This window comes from Entomomonas sp. E7T21, from assembly GCF_058693955.1.
Genome location: NZ_CP191672.1, coordinates 2,340,817 through 2,359,680 on the forward strand (window position 1 = coordinate 2,340,817; position 18,864 = coordinate 2,359,680).

Annotated in this window: 16 protein-coding genes; 12 read left to right on the forward strand and 4 right to left on the reverse strand. The window is 35.7% G+C overall.

Features of this window, described 5'->3' with window-relative positions:
* Positions 1-7: 7 nt before the first annotated feature.
* The 6 genes from narH (at position 8) to ACQVD9_RS11125 (ending at position 5,092) form a co-directional block, all read left to right on the forward strand.
* On the forward strand, positions 8-1,567 hold the full coding sequence (gene narH, locus ACQVD9_RS11100; protein ID WP_264746019.1) for a nitrate reductase subunit beta: 1,560 nt from the start codon (positions 8-10) through the stop codon (positions 1,565-1,567).
* A complete protein-coding gene (gene narJ / locus ACQVD9_RS11105) occupies positions 1,567-2,208 on the forward strand; it encodes a nitrate reductase molybdenum cofactor assembly chaperone (protein WP_264746020.1) in 642 nt (213 codons plus the stop codon). Before narH ends, narJ begins: the two co-directional genes overlap by 1 nt.
* Entirely contained in the window at positions 2,205-2,891 is a 687-nt protein-coding gene (gene narI / locus ACQVD9_RS11110) for a respiratory nitrate reductase subunit gamma (RefSeq protein ID WP_264746021.1), read from the forward strand. The genes narJ and narI overlap by 4 nt, the downstream gene beginning before the upstream one ends.
* A 64-nt stretch (positions 2,892-2,955) precedes the next feature.
* Positions 2,956-3,723: a molybdate ABC transporter substrate-binding protein gene (gene modA / locus ACQVD9_RS11115; RefSeq protein ID WP_264746022.1), complete on the forward strand. Its 768-nt coding sequence runs from the start codon at positions 2,956-2,958 to the stop codon at positions 3,721-3,723.
* Positions 3,724-3,733: 10 nt separating this feature from the next.
* Complete coding sequence (gene modB / locus ACQVD9_RS11120; protein ID WP_264746023.1) at positions 3,734-4,402, forward strand: molybdate ABC transporter permease subunit; 669 nt, start codon at positions 3,734-3,736, stop codon at positions 4,400-4,402.
* Between the two features lie 6 nt (positions 4,403-4,408).
* The gene (locus tag ACQVD9_RS11125) at positions 4,409-5,092 is read left to right on the forward strand and encodes a sulfate/molybdate ABC transporter ATP-binding protein (protein ID WP_264746024.1); all 684 of its coding nucleotides are present in this window, start codon (positions 4,409-4,411) and stop codon (positions 5,090-5,092) included.
* A 159-nt stretch (positions 5,093-5,251) separates the two neighbouring features.
* Here the strand turns inward: ACQVD9_RS11125 and ACQVD9_RS11130 are convergent, their stop codons facing one another.
* Together ACQVD9_RS11130 and ACQVD9_RS11135 are read right to left on the reverse strand one after the other, a co-directional pair.
* Positions 5,252-5,893 (reverse strand): CoA transferase subunit B, encoded by a 642-nt coding sequence (locus tag ACQVD9_RS11130; protein WP_264746025.1) that lies wholly within the window; start codon positions 5,891-5,893, stop codon positions 5,252-5,254.
* Positions 5,894-5,897: 4 nt separating this feature from the next.
* The gene (locus tag ACQVD9_RS11135) at positions 5,898-6,608 is read right to left on the reverse strand and encodes a CoA transferase subunit A (protein WP_264746026.1); all 711 of its coding nucleotides are present in this window, start codon (positions 6,606-6,608) and stop codon (positions 5,898-5,900) included.
* Between the two features lie 387 nt (positions 6,609-6,995).
* Here ACQVD9_RS11135 and ACQVD9_RS11140 point away from each other — a divergent pair, with 387 nt between their 5' ends.
* From ACQVD9_RS11140 to ACQVD9_RS11165, 6 genes are all read left to right on the forward strand, one after another.
* Complete coding sequence (locus ACQVD9_RS11140; RefSeq protein WP_413774155.1) at positions 6,996-7,199, forward strand: helix-turn-helix domain-containing protein; 204 nt, start codon at positions 6,996-6,998, stop codon at positions 7,197-7,199.
* 120 nt (positions 7,200-7,319) lie between these two features.
* Positions 7,320-9,752: a glucose/quinate/shikimate family membrane-bound PQQ-dependent dehydrogenase gene (locus tag ACQVD9_RS11145; protein WP_264746027.1), complete on the forward strand. Its 2,433-nt coding sequence runs from the start codon at positions 7,320-7,322 to the stop codon at positions 9,750-9,752.
* Positions 9,753-9,777: 25 nt separating this feature from the next.
* On the forward strand, positions 9,778-11,157 hold the full coding sequence (locus ACQVD9_RS11150) for a carbohydrate porin (RefSeq protein WP_264746028.1): 1,380 nt from the start codon (positions 9,778-9,780) through the stop codon (positions 11,155-11,157).
* A gap of 15 nt (positions 11,158-11,172) precedes the next feature.
* Positions 11,173-13,287: a TonB-dependent receptor family protein gene (locus ACQVD9_RS11155; RefSeq protein ID WP_264746029.1), complete on the forward strand. Its 2,115-nt coding sequence runs from the start codon at positions 11,173-11,175 to the stop codon at positions 13,285-13,287.
* Between the two features lie 177 nt (positions 13,288-13,464).
* On the forward strand, positions 13,465-14,535 hold the full coding sequence (locus ACQVD9_RS11160) for a hypothetical protein (RefSeq protein ID WP_264746030.1): 1,071 nt from the start codon (positions 13,465-13,467) through the stop codon (positions 14,533-14,535).
* A gap of 167 nt (positions 14,536-14,702) precedes the next feature.
* Complete coding sequence (locus ACQVD9_RS11165; RefSeq protein ID WP_264746031.1) at positions 14,703-16,022, forward strand: MFS transporter; 1,320 nt, start codon at positions 14,703-14,705, stop codon at positions 16,020-16,022.
* Positions 16,023-16,060: 38 nt separating this feature from the next.
* Here the strand turns inward: ACQVD9_RS11165 and ACQVD9_RS11170 are convergent, their stop codons facing one another.
* Entirely contained in the window at positions 16,061-17,335 is a 1,275-nt protein-coding gene (locus tag ACQVD9_RS11170; RefSeq protein WP_264746032.1) for an MFS transporter, read from the reverse strand.
* Between the two features lie 79 nt (positions 17,336-17,414).
* Positions 17,415-18,569 carry an acyl-CoA dehydrogenase family protein gene (locus ACQVD9_RS11175; RefSeq protein ID WP_264746033.1) on the reverse strand — a complete coding sequence of 385 codons (1,155 nt, stop codon included), beginning with the start codon at positions 18,567-18,569 and terminating at the stop codon, positions 17,415-17,417.
* Between the last annotated feature and the right edge of the window lie 295 nt (positions 18,570-18,864).

Below are 18,864 nucleotides of genomic sequence, written 5' to 3' on the forward strand. Positions count from 1 at the left end.
TTAGCTGATGAAAATTAGAGCACAAATCGGCATGGTGTTAAACCTTGATAAATGTATCGGTTGTCATACCTGTTCCGTAACTTGTAAAAACGTATGGACTAGCCGTGACGGTGTGGAATACGCATGGTTTAACAACGTAGAAACCAAACCTGGTATTGGTTTTCCTAAAGAATGGGAAAACCAAGAAAAATATAACGGTGGTTGGGTACTTAAGGGTGGTAAATTACAACCTAAACAAGGTGGTAAGTTAAAAATCTTAGGTAATATTTTTGCTAACCCAAACTTGCCACAAATCGATGAGTATTATGAACCTTTTACCTATGATTATGAGCGTTTACAAAATGCACCAGATGTAAAAACCCCTCCTACAGCTCGCCCAGTTTCTGTTTTAACAGGCAAGAAAATGGACAAAATTGAATGGGGTCCAAACTGGGAAGATGACTTAGGTGGAGAGTTCAAGAAACGTGCTAAAGATATGTTATTTGAAGGTATTCAAAAAGAGATTCACTCTACTTTTGAAAATACGTTTATGATGTATTTACCACGTTTATGTGAACACTGTTTGAATCCTACCTGTGTAGCTAGTTGCCCATCAGGTTCTATTTATAAGCGTGAAGATGATGGTATCGTTCTTATTGACCAAGATAAATGTCGTGGTTGGAGAATGTGTATTTCTGGCTGCCCTTATAAAAAGATTTACTATAACTGGACATCAGGTAAAGCTGAAAAATGTACCTTCTGTTATCCACGTATTGAAGGTGGTCAACCTACGGTATGTTCTGAAACTTGTGTGGGTCGTATTCGTTATCTTGGTGTATTACTTTATGATGCGGATAAAATTGAAGCAGCTGCATCAGTTGAAAACACTCAAGACTTATATGAATCTCAACTAGGTGTATTTTTAGATCCAAACGATCCAAAAGTTATTGAAGAAGCACTTAAACAAGGTATTTCTCAAAGCTGGTTAGATGCCGCACAAAAATCACCTGTTTATAAAATGGCAATGGAATGGAAAGTGGCCTTCCCTCTTCATCCTGAATACCGTACTTTACCAATGGTTTGGTATATCCCACCTTTATCTCCTATTCAATCAGCAATGGAGAATGGTCTAATTGGTGAAAACGGTATTATTCCTGATGTTAAAGATTTACGTATTCCTTTACGTTATTTAGCTAACTTGTTAACTGCTGGTAAAGAAGAACCTGTTTTAAAAGCTCTAGAAACAATGATTGCTATGCGTCGTTATATGCGTAGTAAATCTGTTGATAAACAAGCTGATGTGTCTACTTTAAAAAGTACTCATTTGTCACCTGCGCAAGTAGATGAAATGTATCAAATTATGGCTATTGCTAATTATGAGGATAGATTTGTTATTCCTACCTCTCATAAAGAAATGGTTGAAACAGCATTTAATGACAAAGGTTCTTGTGGCTTTACATTTGGCAATGGCTGTTCAGATGGTGCTAGCAAACCTAGTCTATTTGGCAAGAAAAAAGCCTCTCCTATTATCTTCAGTGATGCAATGCAAGATCGTGAGGCTAATAGAAACAAGGAGAGTAATAGCTAATGGCAATCTACAAAATAATCTCTGTATTACTTTGTTATCCTGAACAGGATTTGCTTGATAGTATTCCCACTATCAAGCAACTACTAGCAGATGAAAAAGTAGCTACTCATCAGTTAACGCCTTTGCTAACTGAATTAACTACAACTGACATCATCACCTTGCAAGAGAATTATGTACAGACTTTTGACCGCACACCTACACACTCTTTGCATTTGTTTGAACATATCCATGGTGAAGACCGCATTCGTGGTCAAGCAATGGTAGATTTAATGGAAGAATACAAATCAGCAGGTTTTGAAGTAGTTTCGGATGAATTACCTGATTATTTACCATTATTTCTAGAATTTCTAACTATTTGTGATGAAGATAAAGCAACAGCCCTATTAGGTGAAGCTATTGATGTTATTAGCCATCTTGGTAATAAACTAGCTGCTGACAACTCTGTGTATGCTGGTATTTTTCAAGTGTTGGAATCACTTTCACCTGTCAAACCAAAACCTTTAACTACTCCTCCCATACGGGATATGGATGAGGCTTTAGAAAAATTCGGCCCTAATCCCGAAGGTATAGAGCCACTTTTACAAATAAATAGCTCCAACGCCTGTATGGCCAGTACTACTTTAGAGAGGCAAGCAAAATGAATTATATTGATAAATTTGTATTTGGAATCTATCCATATATTGCCATGAGTATTTTTATTGTAGGTTGTTTAGTTCGCTTTGAACGGGAACAATACTCTTGGAAAAGTGAATCAAGCCAGTTACTTTATGCAGGGCAATTACGTTTAGGCAATATTTTATTCCATGTGGGTATTTTAGGCCTATTCTTTGGACATTTAGTAGGCTTATTAACTCCAGTAGTGGTTTGGGATACACTTGGTATTAGCCACTCATTCAAACAAGTAGTAGCTATGACAGCTGGTGGCATAATGGGTACTATGTGTTTAGTGGGATTAGTTATTCTAATCCATCGTCGCTTTACCTGTGACCGATTACTAGCCAATAGTACTTGGCGTGATAAGTTAGTTTTGATTTGGCTATTAATTACCTTGTTACTTGGCCTTAGTACTATTGTTGTATCTTCCCAACATTTAGATGGTCATGAAATGGTATTACTAATGACTTGGGCACAACATATCGTAACTTTCCGTGGTGATGCGGCTAGTTTTATCGCTGAAGCATCTATCATCTTCAAATTACATATATTTATGGGGATGGGGTTATTTGTAATTTTCCCTTTTACAAGACTAGTTCATGTTTTTAGTGGCTTTGCTGCTGTCACTTATATAACACGTGCATGGCAACTTGTAAGGCCTCGTTCTTAGCATTTCACTTAGTACCCACCACCATATTTAGGTGGGTACTTTTTTTAATTCAAAGGATTTCATCATGATTAGCAAAAACTTAACAAAAAAATTACTAGCTAGTGTTATTGGTTTATCCTTTGCTTCAATTGTTCAAGCTGAAGAAATTGTTGTGTCAGCAGCAGCTAGCTTAAATAATGCATTTAAAGAAATTGCTACTCAGTTTGAAAAGAAACACCCTGCTGACAAAATTCTTTTTAATTTTGCAGCATCAGGTACCCTACTTCAACAAATAGCCAAAGGCGCTCCTGTTGATGTATTTGCTTCTGCTGATCAGGAAACAATGGATCAGGCAGAACAACAACAGTTAATTAACAATGAAACCCGTAAAGACTTTACCCAAAATACACTAGTATTAATATCCCCTATTGCAAGCTCATTAACTATTAAAGAGTTAACTGATCTTAACTTAGATACTGTAAAACGTATTGCTGTTGGCAATCCTGCTAATGTACCAGCTGGCCGTTATACTCAAGAAGCATTAGAACAAACTGGCCAATGGCAGTCGTTAAAGGACAGATTTATTTATACTCAAAACGTCCGTCAAGCTCTTGATTATGTTGCAAGAGATGAAGTAGATGTTGGTTTTGTATATGGTAGTGATGCGGCTATTATGCAAGATAAAGTAAAAATATTATTAACAGCGTCTTTAAAAACAGCTGTAACCTATCCTATTGCACAAATAAAAGAGAGCAAGCATAATCAACTAGCTAATAATTTTATTGAGTTTGTATTATCAACAGAAGGTCAACAAATATTAGCTAAATATGGTTTCTCCTCTATCAATCAATAGTTGAATTATTATGGATATAGCTTGGTCAGCTCTTTTTCTTTCTCTTAAAGTTGCCGGCTGGGCTGTTTTTATCAACCTTATACTAGGCATATCTGTTGGTTACTTACTAGCTCGCAAACGTTTTTTTGGCAGAGAGGTATTAGATACTATTCTTACCCTCCCTATGGTAATGCCACCTACTGTATTAGGCTATTACCTACTAGTTCTCTTAGGTCGTAATGGCTGGATTGGCCAATGGCTAAAAGAAGTATTTGATATTAATCTCATCTTTACTTGGCAAGGAGCTGTTATTGCCTCAGTGGTAGTCACTTTTCCATTAGTATTTAAACCTGCTAGAGCTGCTTTTGAAAGTATCGATCAACAATATGAACAAACAGCGAGAGTATTAGGCATCTCTGAATTAGCTATTTTCTTTCGGGTAACTCTCCCCCTTGCATGGCGCGGTATTCTAGCAGGCGTATTATTAGCTTTTGCCCGTGCGCTAGGTGAGTTTGGTGCTACTTTAATGGTAGCAGGTAGCATTCCGGGTAAAACCCAAACCTTATCAGTTGCTATTTATGAAGCTGTACAGGCAGGACAAGATAGTATTGCAAATACCCTTGTTTTAATTACCTCTATTGTCTGTATTATTGTATTATTGCTAGCTAAACGTTTAACTTCACATAAGATACCTTGTTAATTGGCTATGCAAATTGAACTTGATATACAGAAAACTTTAAACTCTGCTACACATACTTTTAAACTAAATGTAAAATTTTCTTCGAATAGTAAACGTATCGTTATTTTTGGCCCATCTGGTGCTGGCAAAACTATGATACTTAAAAGTATTGCTGGTTTAATCAAACCTGATACAGGCTATATAAAAATGGCTGATAAAATACTATTTGATACTGATAAAAAAATTAATCTAAAGCCCCAACAAAGAAACTTAGCTTATCTCTTTCAAAACTATAGCTTATTTCCACATTTAACGGTTAGACAGAACGTAAGCTTTGCCCTTAAAAAAGGATTGCTAAATCCTAGTCAAAATATTCATTTTCCTGAAGTCACTAAGTGGTTAAATAATCTTGAATTAGCATCACTAGCTAATCACTACCCTCACCAGCTTTCTGGCGGTCAACAGCAACGTACCGCATTAGCCAGAGCATTAGTTACTAATCCAAGTATTTTATTATTAGATGAGCCCTTTTCAGCATTAGACCAAACTTTACGCAAAAAAATACGTACGGAAATACATGAACTGCAACAGCAGCTAGATATCCCTATTATCCTTATTACCCATGACATAGAGGATGTTGAACTATTTGGTGAACATATTTTGGAAATAAGTAATGGTCATCTCATTGAAACACTTACACAGAATAAATAAAAGACTATATATAAAACTATCCTTATATATCAATACTCTTAAAATACTTATAAAAATCTCTAGTTATAAATATACTTATTACTTTATCACTCATGCTAATCGTACTTCTGAGTCATAGAACAACTATAAGCTCTAAAATTAACAGTGTTTTCTTAAACCTTAGAGTAATTTCACAGCTGTTTTTTGTTGCACTTCTTCCTTTGTTACATTAGGGGCTAATTCTACTAATTTAATCCCTTCTGGCGTTACATCTAATACCGCTAAATCAGTAATAATACGATCAACCACTGCTACCCCTGTTAAAGGAAAAGTACATTCAGGTACTATTTTAAACTCTGTACTTCCATCCTTTTTATTAATAGAAACATGCTCCATAATCACCACAATGCGATTAACACCTACCACTAAATCCATCGCACCACCCATGCCTTTCGCACGCTTGCCAGGAATCATCCAGTTTGCCAGATCGCCCTTTTCACTTACTTGCATTGCACCAAGAATAGCTAAATCAACTTTACCGCCTCGAATCATGCCAAAAGAGGTCGCCGATGAAAAAGTGGCGGAACCTGCGATAGTGGTGACGGTTTGTTTACCTGCATTGATTAAATCAGGATCAATTTCTTCTTCTGTAGGAAAAGGGCCTATACCTAATAAACCATTTTCACTTTGTAACCACACTTCAACACCATCAGGCACATAGTTTGCGACAAGGGTTGGAATACCTATTCCTAGATTAACATAAGCACCATCGGTTAGCTCCTGTGCTGCTTTAGCAGCCATTTCATTTCTTGTCCAAGCCATAGTATTAAGCCCTTTCTCTTATTGTACGTTGTTCTATATATTTATCTTGTTGTGCATGTGGATTATGGAAAACTCGATGAACATAAATACCTGCTAAATGAATATCATCAGGATCAAGTTCACCCACCTCAACTAACTGTTCAACTTCTACAATAGTGATTTTGCCTGCCATTGCCACTTCAGGGTTAAAATTACAGGCTGTTCTTCTAAAACGTAAATTACCTGCTTTATCTGCTATATAAGCTTTAACTAACGACACTTCTGGATGCAATGCTTGCTCTAATAAATATTGCTTACCATCAAACTCTCTGGTTTCTTTACCCTCTGCAACTACTGTTCCCACACCTGTTTGAGTATAAAAAGCAGGAATACCACAGCCACCTGCCCTTAACTTTTCTGCCAAAGTACCTTGTGGTGTAAACTCAACGTCTAGTTCACCGTCTAAATATTGACGCTCAAATTCTTTATTCTCACCTACATAAGAAGAAATCATTTTCTTTATCTGGCGACTATCAATCAGCTTGCCTAGTCCTTTGCCATCATTTCCTGCATTATTGGAGATAACGGTTAAATCTTTTACACCTATTGTTAACAACGCATCGACTAAAGCAAATGGCACACCACAAGCACCAAAACCACCAACAGCTATTAATTGATTATCATGAATAACATCACTGATTGCATCCAGTGCTGTTTTATAGATCTTATTTCGCATTTATTATTACCTTTTTATATTTATAAATTTTTTTCATATTAAAAGTTGAGAATTATATTTTGTCAATATTATAAGACGCTCTAAATATTACTCTTTTTCATAAACAAATACAGTTGACTTTATTTTTTAAAAAGTAAAATAATAAGATGATATCGTTGTGAGTTTTCAATTAAATGATGACCAAAAAGCAGTCCATAATGCAATAACACATATTTGTGAACAGACCAGACTATTTTCCAAAAAATAGGCAGAAAAATGGTTTTCGTGTTGTAAATGCTCTCTTAAACAAAAATTGTAATTAATTGATATCTTAAACTAACACGGTACAACATTTTACGAGCATGAATTTATTTTCTAATTTAATACACTGTTAAGAGAACAAATAATATGACGGTAAAACTGGTTGCTATAAGACTAGACTTAGTCGAGGTTTTTGCCACTCAGCAAAGACCTCTTTTTTTAAGTGAGCTTGCAAAATTTATGGATATCCCTGTTTCTAGTTGCTTGGGTTTAGTTCATACATTACTTAATAGGGACTACTTATATGAAGTTCTCTCAAGCTATGAAATTCCAATTGCTACTTATTGTTAATTTACTACTTTGATATAACAAGATTAAATAACTTTATATTTCTGAACATCATTACAGTACAAATTAAATTTGTCATTTTCCCCTTTTCAGAAAATCAAACTTACTTATGAAGGTTAATAAATGTTTAGCAAAAATAAATTACTGATAGCCACAGGCATAATCTTCATTCTGATGGGATTATTTTTATCAATCGGAGGTATCGATCTGGTCTCATTAGGTGGCTCTTACTATTATCTAATTGCAGGTATTACCTTAATTGTTACAGGTATTTTAATTGTGCTTAACCATGAAGAAGCGCTTATTTTGTTTGCGTTATTTTTATTAGGCTCTACTGGCTGGGGATTATGGGAAGTTGGTTTAGATTGGTGGCAGTTAGTAGTACCACGCTTATGGGTATGGTTCGTATTAGGGGTTATGCTGTTATTGCCTTGGTGGTGGAAACCATTACAAGTACAAACTAAAAAACCAAAATTACCTATTCTTCTTAGTATTGCTGTTGTAGTTAGTGCTATTATTATAGTAGCTCCTTTATTTACAGATCCAAATACAACAATTAAAGGCATCATAGATAATCCTAAAGCAAACCATATTAATCCTGACCAAATTGCAAGTGATGACTGGATAGCTTATGGTGGTACTAATGCAGGGCTCCATTACTCTTCTCTTAATCAAATTACACCTGATAATATTCATAATTTAAAAGAAGTATGGCGTATTCAAACAGGTGATATACCTAGTAAAAATGACCCTTTAGAAATTACCAACGAAAACACTCCATTGAAAGTTAATGGCCTTCTTTATGCTTGTACACCCCATAGTAAAGTTTTAGCGTTAGAACCAGAAACAGGTAAAACTCGTTGGGAGTATGATCCTAAAATAAGCTTAGAAGGTGCTGAAAATTTCAAAGGTTGGGCACATATGACTTGTCGTGGTGTTTCTTATTATGATGCGGATAAATATTTATCACTAGATCAAGAAACTACACCAGATAACGATTTAACAATCGATAATACTATTGCAGAAAAAGTTAAAAACAGTTCTTGTCCACGTCGTATTATTTTACCTACTGCTGATGCTCGCTTAATAGCACTTAATGCTGACACAGGCGAAATATGTTCAGAGTTTGGTGATAATGGCTCCGTAGATTTAACTAAAAATATAGGTCCATTTACACCAGGTGGATACTATCCAACCTCTCCAACAGTTGTTACACGCAATTTAATTATTGTTGGTGCTCATGTAACAGATGATGAGTCTACTGATGAGCCATCAGGTGTTATTAGAGCCTTTGATATATCTGATGGTCATTTAGTATGGAACTGGGATAGTACCCAACCAGACAAAACGGAACCTATTGCTAATGGAGAAATATACCCACGTAACTCAGCTAATGTATGGTCTGTGATGAGTGCCGATGAAAAGTTAGGCATGGTTTATTTACCAATGGGTAACCAAACTCCTGATCAATATGGTGCCAAACGTACTGAAGGTGCTGAAAAATTTAGTGCTGGTATTGTAGCGTTAGAGATAGAAACGGGTAAAGTTCGTTGGAACTACCAATTTACTCGCCATGACCTATGGGACATGGATGTACCTGCACAGCCTGTGTTAATAGACTTAAAAACAAAACTTGGTATTGAACCTGCAGTAATACAACCCACTAAACAAGGTAGCCTATATGTCTTAAATCGTAAGACAGGAGAACCTATCGTTCCTATTCATGATATTGAAACACCACAAGGTGCAGTTGAAGGTGATTGGGCTTCAAAAACTCAACCAAGATCAGCACTTAATTTATTACGTCCTAACTTAACTGAAAAAGACATGTGGGGCGCAACACCCTTTGACCAATTAACCTGCCGAGTTGGTTTTAAATCCTTACGTTATGAAGGGCAATATACCCCTCCTTCTGTACAAGGCAGCCTTATTTATCCAGGTAATGTAGGCGTATTTAACTGGATGGGTATTTCAGTAGACCCTGAAAGACAACTTATTTTTACACCCGCTAATTACATGGCTTTTGTTTCACAACTTGTACCTGCTTCACAATTAGCTAAAGATGCTAAAAAAGCCTCCGAAGGACAAGGACTACAGCCTAATAAAGGTGCTCCCTATGCAGTTATAATGCATCCATTTTTGTCTAAATTAGGCTTTCCTTGCCAAGCGCCTTCTTGGGGAGACGTTGCAGGTATTAGCCTCACTGATTACTCTGTTGTGTGGAAACATCATAACGGTACCTCTCGAGACAATACACCAATTATTCCTATGCCTTTTCCTGTAGGTGTACCTGCTATGGGTGGCCCTATTACAACAGCAGGTGGTGTTGCTTTTATGAGCGGTACACTTGATCAATATATTCGTGGTTATAACGTAGCTACAGGTGAAGAGATTTGGAAAGCAAGATTACCTGCTGGTGGTCAAGCGACACCTATGACTTATAAAGGTAAGGATGGTCGCCAATATGTACTTTTAGTGGTGGGTGGTCATGGTTCTTTTGGCTCTAAGATGGGTGATTACATTATTGCTTATGCATTACCTGAAACCAATAACTAAACATAAATAATGCTGAAGGAACATTATGATACCTATACAACCAAAAACTAATAACTACATCATAAAAACATTAGTGGTAATAGGATTAAATACTGTTCTTTTTAGCTCAGCTATTCAGGCTAAACCTTTTGATATAGACTCCCCTTGGATGCTAGGTGACTGGGGCGGTGTTCGCTCAAATTTACAGGCAAAAGGTTATCAATTTTCTTTTAATTATTTATCTGAAACCTCTGCTAACTTAGGTGGCGGTTACAATAATGATCGTACGGCACGTTATGCTGACCAATGGACATTAGGAAGCCATTTAGATTTAGAGAAAATTTTCGGTTTGCCCATTGCTGAATTTCAAGTAACTATAACAGCCCGTAATGGCAGATCATTATCAAGTGATCGCCTAGCAGATCCCCGAACAGGACAGTTATCTAATACCCAAGAAATTTATGGCAGAGGTCAAACAGTACGCCTTACTCACTTATGGTATCAACAAAAATTCTTTGATCGTTTGTCTATTAAAGCTGGTCGTTATGGTGTTGGTGATGACTTTAATACATTTGCTGATTTAGGTTGTGAATTTCAAAACTTAGCCTTTTGTGGTTCACAAGTGGGTAACTGGGTAAACTCATGGTATAACGGCCCTATTGGCCAATGGGCAGCTAAAATTAAATATGATTTCACCCCTCATTTTGCTTTCCAAATTGGCGCATTTGAACAAAACCCTTCTGTCTTAGAAAAAAGTAATGGTTTTAAATTAAATGGGAGCGGTGGCCGTGGTGCACTATTCCCTATGGAGTTTATTTGGACACCTAAAGTAGGTAACAATGGTTTACCTGGTGAGTACAGGGTTGGTTATTTTTATTCATCTGCTAATCAAAATGATGTTTATAAAGATGAATATGGTTCCCCCATTGCTATAACAGGTAATCATGCAAAAACTAGAAGCAATAGACATGGTTGGTGGCTTATTGGTCAACAGCAAGTTACCTCTCACGGTAAAGATACATCTCGAGGGTTAGTGCTGTTTGCTGGCTTTAGTATGCATGATAGAAACACTAATGCTGTTACCAATAATCAGTTCATTGGTGGTATTTATAAAGGGCCTTTTAACTTTCGCCCACAAGATAGCATAGGCTTAGCTGTAGCAAGGATTGATGTAGGTTCAAGAACACGTCGTGGGCAACATTTAGCTAATGAAATTTATCAAGCCAATAATGGTGCTTTAGGCTATGACAACCCCGACTACACACCTATTCAAAGGGCAGAATACAATGCAGAGCTTTATTATGCTATTAATATCGCTAAATGGCTTTCTGTTCGCCCTAACCTTCAATATGTTAAAAATCCAGGTGGCGTGACACATGTCCGCAATGCTGTAGTGGGCGGTTTAGAGATTAGATCTTCCTTTTAAAACTTTACGGATAATATGAAAAAGCTATTACGGAAAGAAAAAAAAGCCTTTATCTACCTATTATGCAATATTATTTTACCAACAAGTTATGTAGTTGCTGCAGATGATATTGTATTGCCTACTGTAGAAGTTAGTAGTACCCGTACAGAAACAACAGTTTTTGATACACCTGCTGCTGTGGATATTATTGAAGGTAAAGATATTCGTGATAGCAAGTTACAAGTTAATTTATCAGAAAGCCTACAAAGTGTTGCAGGGGTACAAATACAAAATCGTAATAACTATGCACAAGACCTTAGATTATCTATTCGGGGTGCTGGTGCACGTTCTGCATTTGGTGTAAGAGGCACACGTATTTACGTAGATGGTATTCCTGCTTCAATGCCTGATGGTCAGGGACAAATTTCTAATATTGATTTAGCCAGTGTTGACCATATTGAAGTATTAAAAGGCCCTTTTTCATCACTCTATGGCAATTCATCAGGTGGTGTTATCCAAATTTTTACAGAAGATGGTTCTGAACGTCCCGCTCTTGAAGCAAGTACAGCCATTGGTAGTTTTAACTCCTATCGCAATAATGTAAAAGGAACAGGCTCAATACCTACTGAAACAGGTAGTTTCAACTACACATTAAGTGGTAGCCATTTTTCAACCACTGGTTATCGCGATCATAGTGATACCCAGAAAAACTTACAAAATGCTAAATTTAGCTGGCAAATAGACCCTGATCGAAAAATTACTTTTGTTCTTAACAATGTGGACTTAAAGGCTCAAGATCCTTTAGGAGTAACACGCCAACAATTTAAACATGATCCTAAAAATGCTGACAAAGCAAAACAATTTGATACGCGCAAAAAAGTCACCCAAACCCAAGGTGGCTTTTTATACGAACAAAATATTAATGATAATAATGAACTAAAAGCCATGCTTTATTATGGTGTAAGGGATAATGTGCAATACCAATCAATACCTTTTGCGGCACAACAAAATCCTGGCCATGCGGGTGGTGTAATCGATTTTCAACGTAACTACGGTGGTGCTGACTTACGTTGGATATCTCATCTCAGTTTAGCTGATCGCCCTTTTACCTTGATCTCGGGTATTTCTTATGACCTTATGAAAGATAATCGTAAAGGTTATGAAAACTATCTAGGTACCGCCACTAATCCTATTTATGGAGAAAAAGGAAAGTTACGACGTAAAGAAAATAATAAACTTTATAATATTGATCCTTATATGCAAAGTTCTTGGCAATTTGCTTCTAAATGGGAACTAGATACTGGTGTTCGTTATAGCACCGTTCGCTTTAAATCAGATGACAAGTATATATCCAATGGCGATGATAGTGGTTCTAAAACTTACCATAGAATATTACCAATGGCAGCTTTAAGCTATGCCATAACTTCTGATATTAATCTTTATGCTTCCTATGCTAAAGGTTTTGAAACCCCTACCTTTACTGAATTATCCTATCGTCCTGATGGCGATGCAGGTTTAAACTTAAACCTTAAACCATCTGTCAGTGACAACTATGAGCTTGGTACTAAAATAATGCTACCTCGCGGCATGATTACAGCTAGCTTATTTCAAATCAATACTAAGGACGAAATTATCACCGCGGGCAATATTGGTGGTAGAAGTACTTACCAAAATGGTGGTAAAACACGTCGTAATGGTTTTGAATTAGCTTGGAATAATGACTTTGCTGAAAATATCAAAACACAATTATCTTATACATGGATAGACGCTTACTACCGCGATAATGTTTCTGCTGATATTAGAAGTAACAACTATATTCCAGGTATAGCTAAACAAACACTCTATGGAGCTATTACTTGGAAACCAGATACAGGTTGGTATGTAGGCATTGATGGGCAATATATGAGTAAAATCTATGTCACTGACAATAACTCTGAAGCCGCCCCTTCCTACTTTACCAGCTCTGCTTATACTGGTTACACATGGCAAAGTGGCGACCACTGGACAATAAATGGTTTTGTTAGAATCGATAACTTACTGGATCGTCGCTACGTTGGTTCTGTTATTGTTAATGAAAGAAATGGTTATTTTTATGAACCTGCTGCCAAAAGAAATTGGCTAGTGGGTAGTACTGTTTCATTTGCTTTTTAAGCATTAACTTTATATTAAATAATTCTTAAAAAGAACTTCAATATATAAAGCCAATAAAACAATTTTTATTATAATAATGAAGTAGTAGATAATGCTACTAACAGTATTTATTTAATGTATTATCTTATATGATAATTAAAAAACTAATTAAGTAGTTTAGAAAATGGATTTAATGATATGAGTAAACCCTCTATAAACATAAATACAAATAATTTATCTATTAAATCATTTACTTTTAATATGACCAAACAGCATAAAACAATTTTTAATATCGGATTTAGTGCCATAATACTATTTGCTGTTATATCCACAATTAACGTCGCTCTTATAAAAAATAGTACTCGTTTTATCATTATGGGAATTGCTTTTTACTCTATTATGATTCCTTTCTGTTGGTTTATTTTCAAAGTCATTAATCAAAAAGAACATATTATTATTAATGAGCAAGGCATCAATTTTATAGATTGTATTAGTTTTAACGTACCAAAAAAAATCCTGTGGACTGATTTATCCAAATTATATCTTGTTATTAATAATAAAGATCGACATAAGTATTTAAATAATGAACTATTATTTATTCTTAATAATGGTAAAAGATATACCTTAACTATTAAAACAGAACAACAAGATATATTTATTAATCAAACTACTCCTAATAATTTATTAGAAGTTATTGAAGCATATTACTACCAATCTATTGAACAAATTTCACCCACTAATGAATTATATAAAAAAACACAAAATGATCTTTCTTCTTTAGATTTGGGTAAAGAAGTAAAACATATTACGTATGCAGCTCTATTTATAATGACAATAGCTATATTGCTTTTTTTTACTCTATCTACTGTTTTATTAGACAGTATTAACCAATTATGGTGGTATATATCAGCAACCATCATTGTTGTACTATTTTCAATTTGGTATATGCGGCATGTAAAAATATATATTATTATTCCCTGTTTACTCATTGCAGCCACTACAGCTTTTCTAACGCTTCCTGTAACCAATCTTCTTCCGCAACTTATTGGAACACCTATTCAAACAACATTTATAATAACTACTGAGGATAATCAACAACAAACATGGCAAAGTAGAGATAATACTCAATTATATTTTACTAGAAAAATATCACCCAAATACCGTACTTATAATAAAGAACAACAACCTCATATTGATCTTACCGTATATAAAACATCATTTGGCTTAAACGCTATTGATCGAACTGAATATCGGAAACTATTTCATTGAAAAAGCCCTATATATAATAAATTTATTCTACTAATAGGCTTTTGAGTAGGGACATCAAGCTATATAATAAAAAAATAAACTAACACTTATAAGTTTATTTAAATAATATTAAACAACTTGTTAGCTTTTCTAATACAACACATACATCACAAGTTTATTGGACTATTATGATAAATACAGCAAATGTTGCTATAAATGGACAGCCTCATGCTCGACCACTTAATAAAAGTGATTATAAAACACTGGCTTTATCCTCATTAGGTGGTACTTTAGAATTTTATGACTTTGTAATATTTGTCTTTTTTACCAATATACTGACACAACTATTTTTTCCTAGTGAAAATCAATTTTTTGCTCAGATGCAAACACTTGGGGTATTTGCTGCTGGTTATTTAGCCCGTCCGATTGGTGGCATTATAATGGCACATTTTGGTGACAAAATAGGTCGTAAGCGCATGTTCACATTAAGTATTTTCTTAATGGCACTGCCTACATTTGTTATTGGTTGTTTACCTACCTATGAAACCATAGGTGTATTAGCCCCTCTTTTATTACTTATTATGCGTATTCTACAAGGTGCTGCTATTGGTGGAGAAATGCCGGGCGCATGGGTTTTTATTGCAGAACATACCCCTAAACAACGCTATGGGCTTGGTATTGGTACCTTGACATCGGGTATTACTGGTGGAATCTTTTTAGGTTCAATTGTAGCCATTATTATTCAACAAAACTTCTCTGATGTAGAAGTCAAAGAATATGCTTGGCGTATCCCCTTTTTATTAGGTGGAATTTTTGGCTTTATTTCTGTTTATTTACGTCGTTTTTTAGAGGAAACACCTGTCTTCAAAGAAATGGCAAAAAAACAAGCATTAGCTACTACCCTACCTATTCTCACCGTTATTAAACAACATAAAACAGCTTGTTTTATTACCGCCATTTTAACTTGGGCACTATCTACAACCATTGTAGTGACTATATTAATGACACCTTCTATTATTTTAGAGGACATGTATCAGATTGATCGTACTACTTCCCTGCAAGCTAATTGTGTAGCTACTTTAACACTGACCCTAGGCTGTATTTTATGGGGCTATTTATGCGATAAATTAGGTATTCGCTTAACGCTTTCAATAGTATGGGGTGGCCTAATTATCACAAGTTTTTATTTTTATAGCTCACTACATAGTGATATAAGTACAGGTACTTTAATCTTTAACTATGGCCTAATGGGACTTTTCGCTGGTTCTACTGCTACAGCCCCCATAGTTGGTACTAAAGCTTTCCCACCTGCTATTCGTTTTACAGGATTATCTTTTGCTTATAATTTGTCTTATGCCATTTTTGGTGGGCTAACTCCCATGATTACAGGCGCATGGTTACACCATAATGCAATGGCTCCTGCTTATTATGTAAGCATTACAGCCATATTTGCTCTATTAGTTGCTTTTATGCCATTAGCTTATCGTGGTTATACTGCAAAGTCTTAATAAAGACCCACTTTATAGTGGGTCTTTACATTAACTAATTATTTTTGAGGATCAAATAGTTTATCTTTAATAAATAATGCAGGAATAAGACCACAGAAGAAATAAGCGGCACCCATTACAAGGAAACCTGCTCCAATTGAATAATGTGATGCAATAAAACCTATACAGGCTGGAGCAATAGCCGCACCTGCACGACCTACGTTATAAGCACCTCCTACTGCTGTGCCACGAATTTTAGTTTCAAAACTCTCAGTCATATAGGTTGCATTAACACCATAGGGAATACCATAAAGGAAACCGAACAGTACCATTAGGTAAGCAATATTTACTGGACTATGGAACATTACAATTACTGGTAAAAAGACTGCTGTACCTATCGCACCAAAAGCATATACAGCACGTCTACCAAAACGGTCTGCCGCCATACCTGCTAAAATCTTACCTAAGATCATTGCAGTATAAGAGCCTACTAAAAAGAAAGCCGCCTTTTTAAAATCTAAATGCAGTTCTTTCTCTAAATAGTTAGGTAACCAGTTATTTACCCCATAGTAACCAAATTGTAAGAAACCAGCTGTAGCCGCCCATAATAAGAACATTTTACGGGTGGTCTTATCTGCAAAAATCACAGTCCACGCATTTTCTTTCTGCTTACTAGTATCAACACCAGCAGCTTTATCGGCATCACGTTTTGCTTTTGCAGCGCGCCATGCGGCAGGCTCAGGCACCATGAATTGCATAGCAATAGCCATAAATGCTGGGATAATAGCCACATAGAATAACCAACGCCAGCCATAGTTAGGAATAATCCAACCTGCTAGTAATGAAGCAACAATATAACCTACAGACCAACCTGCCTGTAGAGTACCTAATACTGTAGTACGGTATTTGGTAGGTACATATTCAGCCATTAACGTATTACAAGCCACATACAATGCACCAAGCCCGAGAGAGGCAAGAAAGCGCATGACTGCAAATTGAAAATAACTTTGTGTTGCACCTAAAATAGCAGTACCAATAGAAAATATTAAAATACTAGCTACCACTACTTTTACTCGTCCAAAACGATCAGCTAGCCATCCTCCAAAGATACCACCAATCGCCATACCTGCTAGGGTATAAGAACCTAACATGCCTTTCTCAAATTGACTGAGTCCCCACTCAGCTTCTAATGAACTTAAACTAAATGAAAGAAATAATAAATCTGCTCCATCAACTAATAAGCCTAGGAAAGAAAATATAAAAACCAATATCCAAATTTTATTGTGTTGCTCAACTGACGCAGGTGCATTTACTGAATTATTTGAAGACGCCATTGTTTTTATCTCATTATTTATGAAACTGCTTATTGTTGCCCCTTATTAATAGGGGCAACAACTCCCCTCTTTATTATTTCTAACCTTGAGCTTCCTTGATCATATTTCTAGAAATAACTAATTGTTGAATTTGTGTTGTACCTTCATAAATACGGAATAAACGTACATCACGATAGAAACGTTCAATACTATATTCACTGACATAACCCGCACCACCATGAATTTGTACTGCACGATCAGCTACACGACCACAAGTTTCTGTAGCAAACATCTTTGCACATGAAGCTTCTGTACCTACATTTTTACCTTCATCACGCTTACGTGCAGCATCAATTACCATACATTTTGCAGCATAAATTTCAGCTTTACTATCAGCTAACATTGCTTGAATTAATTGGAACTCAGCAATAGGTTTACCAAATTGCTTACGCTCTAAAGCATAGTGTAAAGCATCATTTAACATACGTTCTGCAACACCTACAGAGAATGCAGCAATATGTAAACGACCTTTATCTAATACTTTCATTGCTGTTTTAAAACCAACCCCTTCCACTCCACCAATTAATTGTGAAACAGGAATACGGCAATTTTCAAAAATTACGTCAGCAGTATGAGAACCTTTTTGTCCCATTTTTTTATCTGGTTTACCAACAGTTAAACCTGGTGTACCACGCTCTACAATAAATGCAGAAATACCACCAGCACCTTTAATATCCGGGTTAGTACGTGCCATTACTGTGAAGATATCAGCATGTGGAGCGTTAGTGATAAAACGCTTAGTTCCATTTAACACATAGAAATCACCGTCACGCTTAGCCGTAGTTTTTAATGAACCAGCATCTGAACCAGCATCAGGCTCTGTTAAACAGAAAGAAGAAATAAATTCGCCAGTGGCTAATTTTGGTAAGTAGTGTGCTTTTTGCTCTGGCGTACCATCAATGATAATACCTTGTGAACCAATGCCATTGTTTGTTCCAAAAAGTGAACGGAATGCAGGAGAAGTATGACCTAACTCAAAAGCCACGTTTACTTCTTCTTCCATAGTTAAACCTAATCCACCAAACTCTTCTGGAATACAGAAGCCAAATAGCCCCATTTCACGCATTTGAGAAACAATACGTTCCGGAATTTGGTCCGTTTCTGCTACTTCATTTTCACTAGGCATCAACTCATTCGTAACAAAATTGCGAATAGAGTCTAGTAAAATATCTAATGTTTCTTGGTCGCGGATCATGTTAATCTCCTAACATTTGCTGATTGTTTTGTTTGTTTTACTTATTAATTAAATGAAAAATATTATTAATTATTAAACATTTAAAAATTAATACTTATATTTTTATAGTACTAAAGTCTTTATTTGAAGTTTGCATACTAATTTTAGCCCGTGTATTAACAAATCTGTGTAGATACGACTGAGTCACTAAATCAATCCTCCTTCAAGATACTTTTGTTATAGACAACCATTGGAATGGCGGGCAGTTTATTATTTTTGCCACTTTAAAATTCCATATAGTTGATCTTTTATTTTT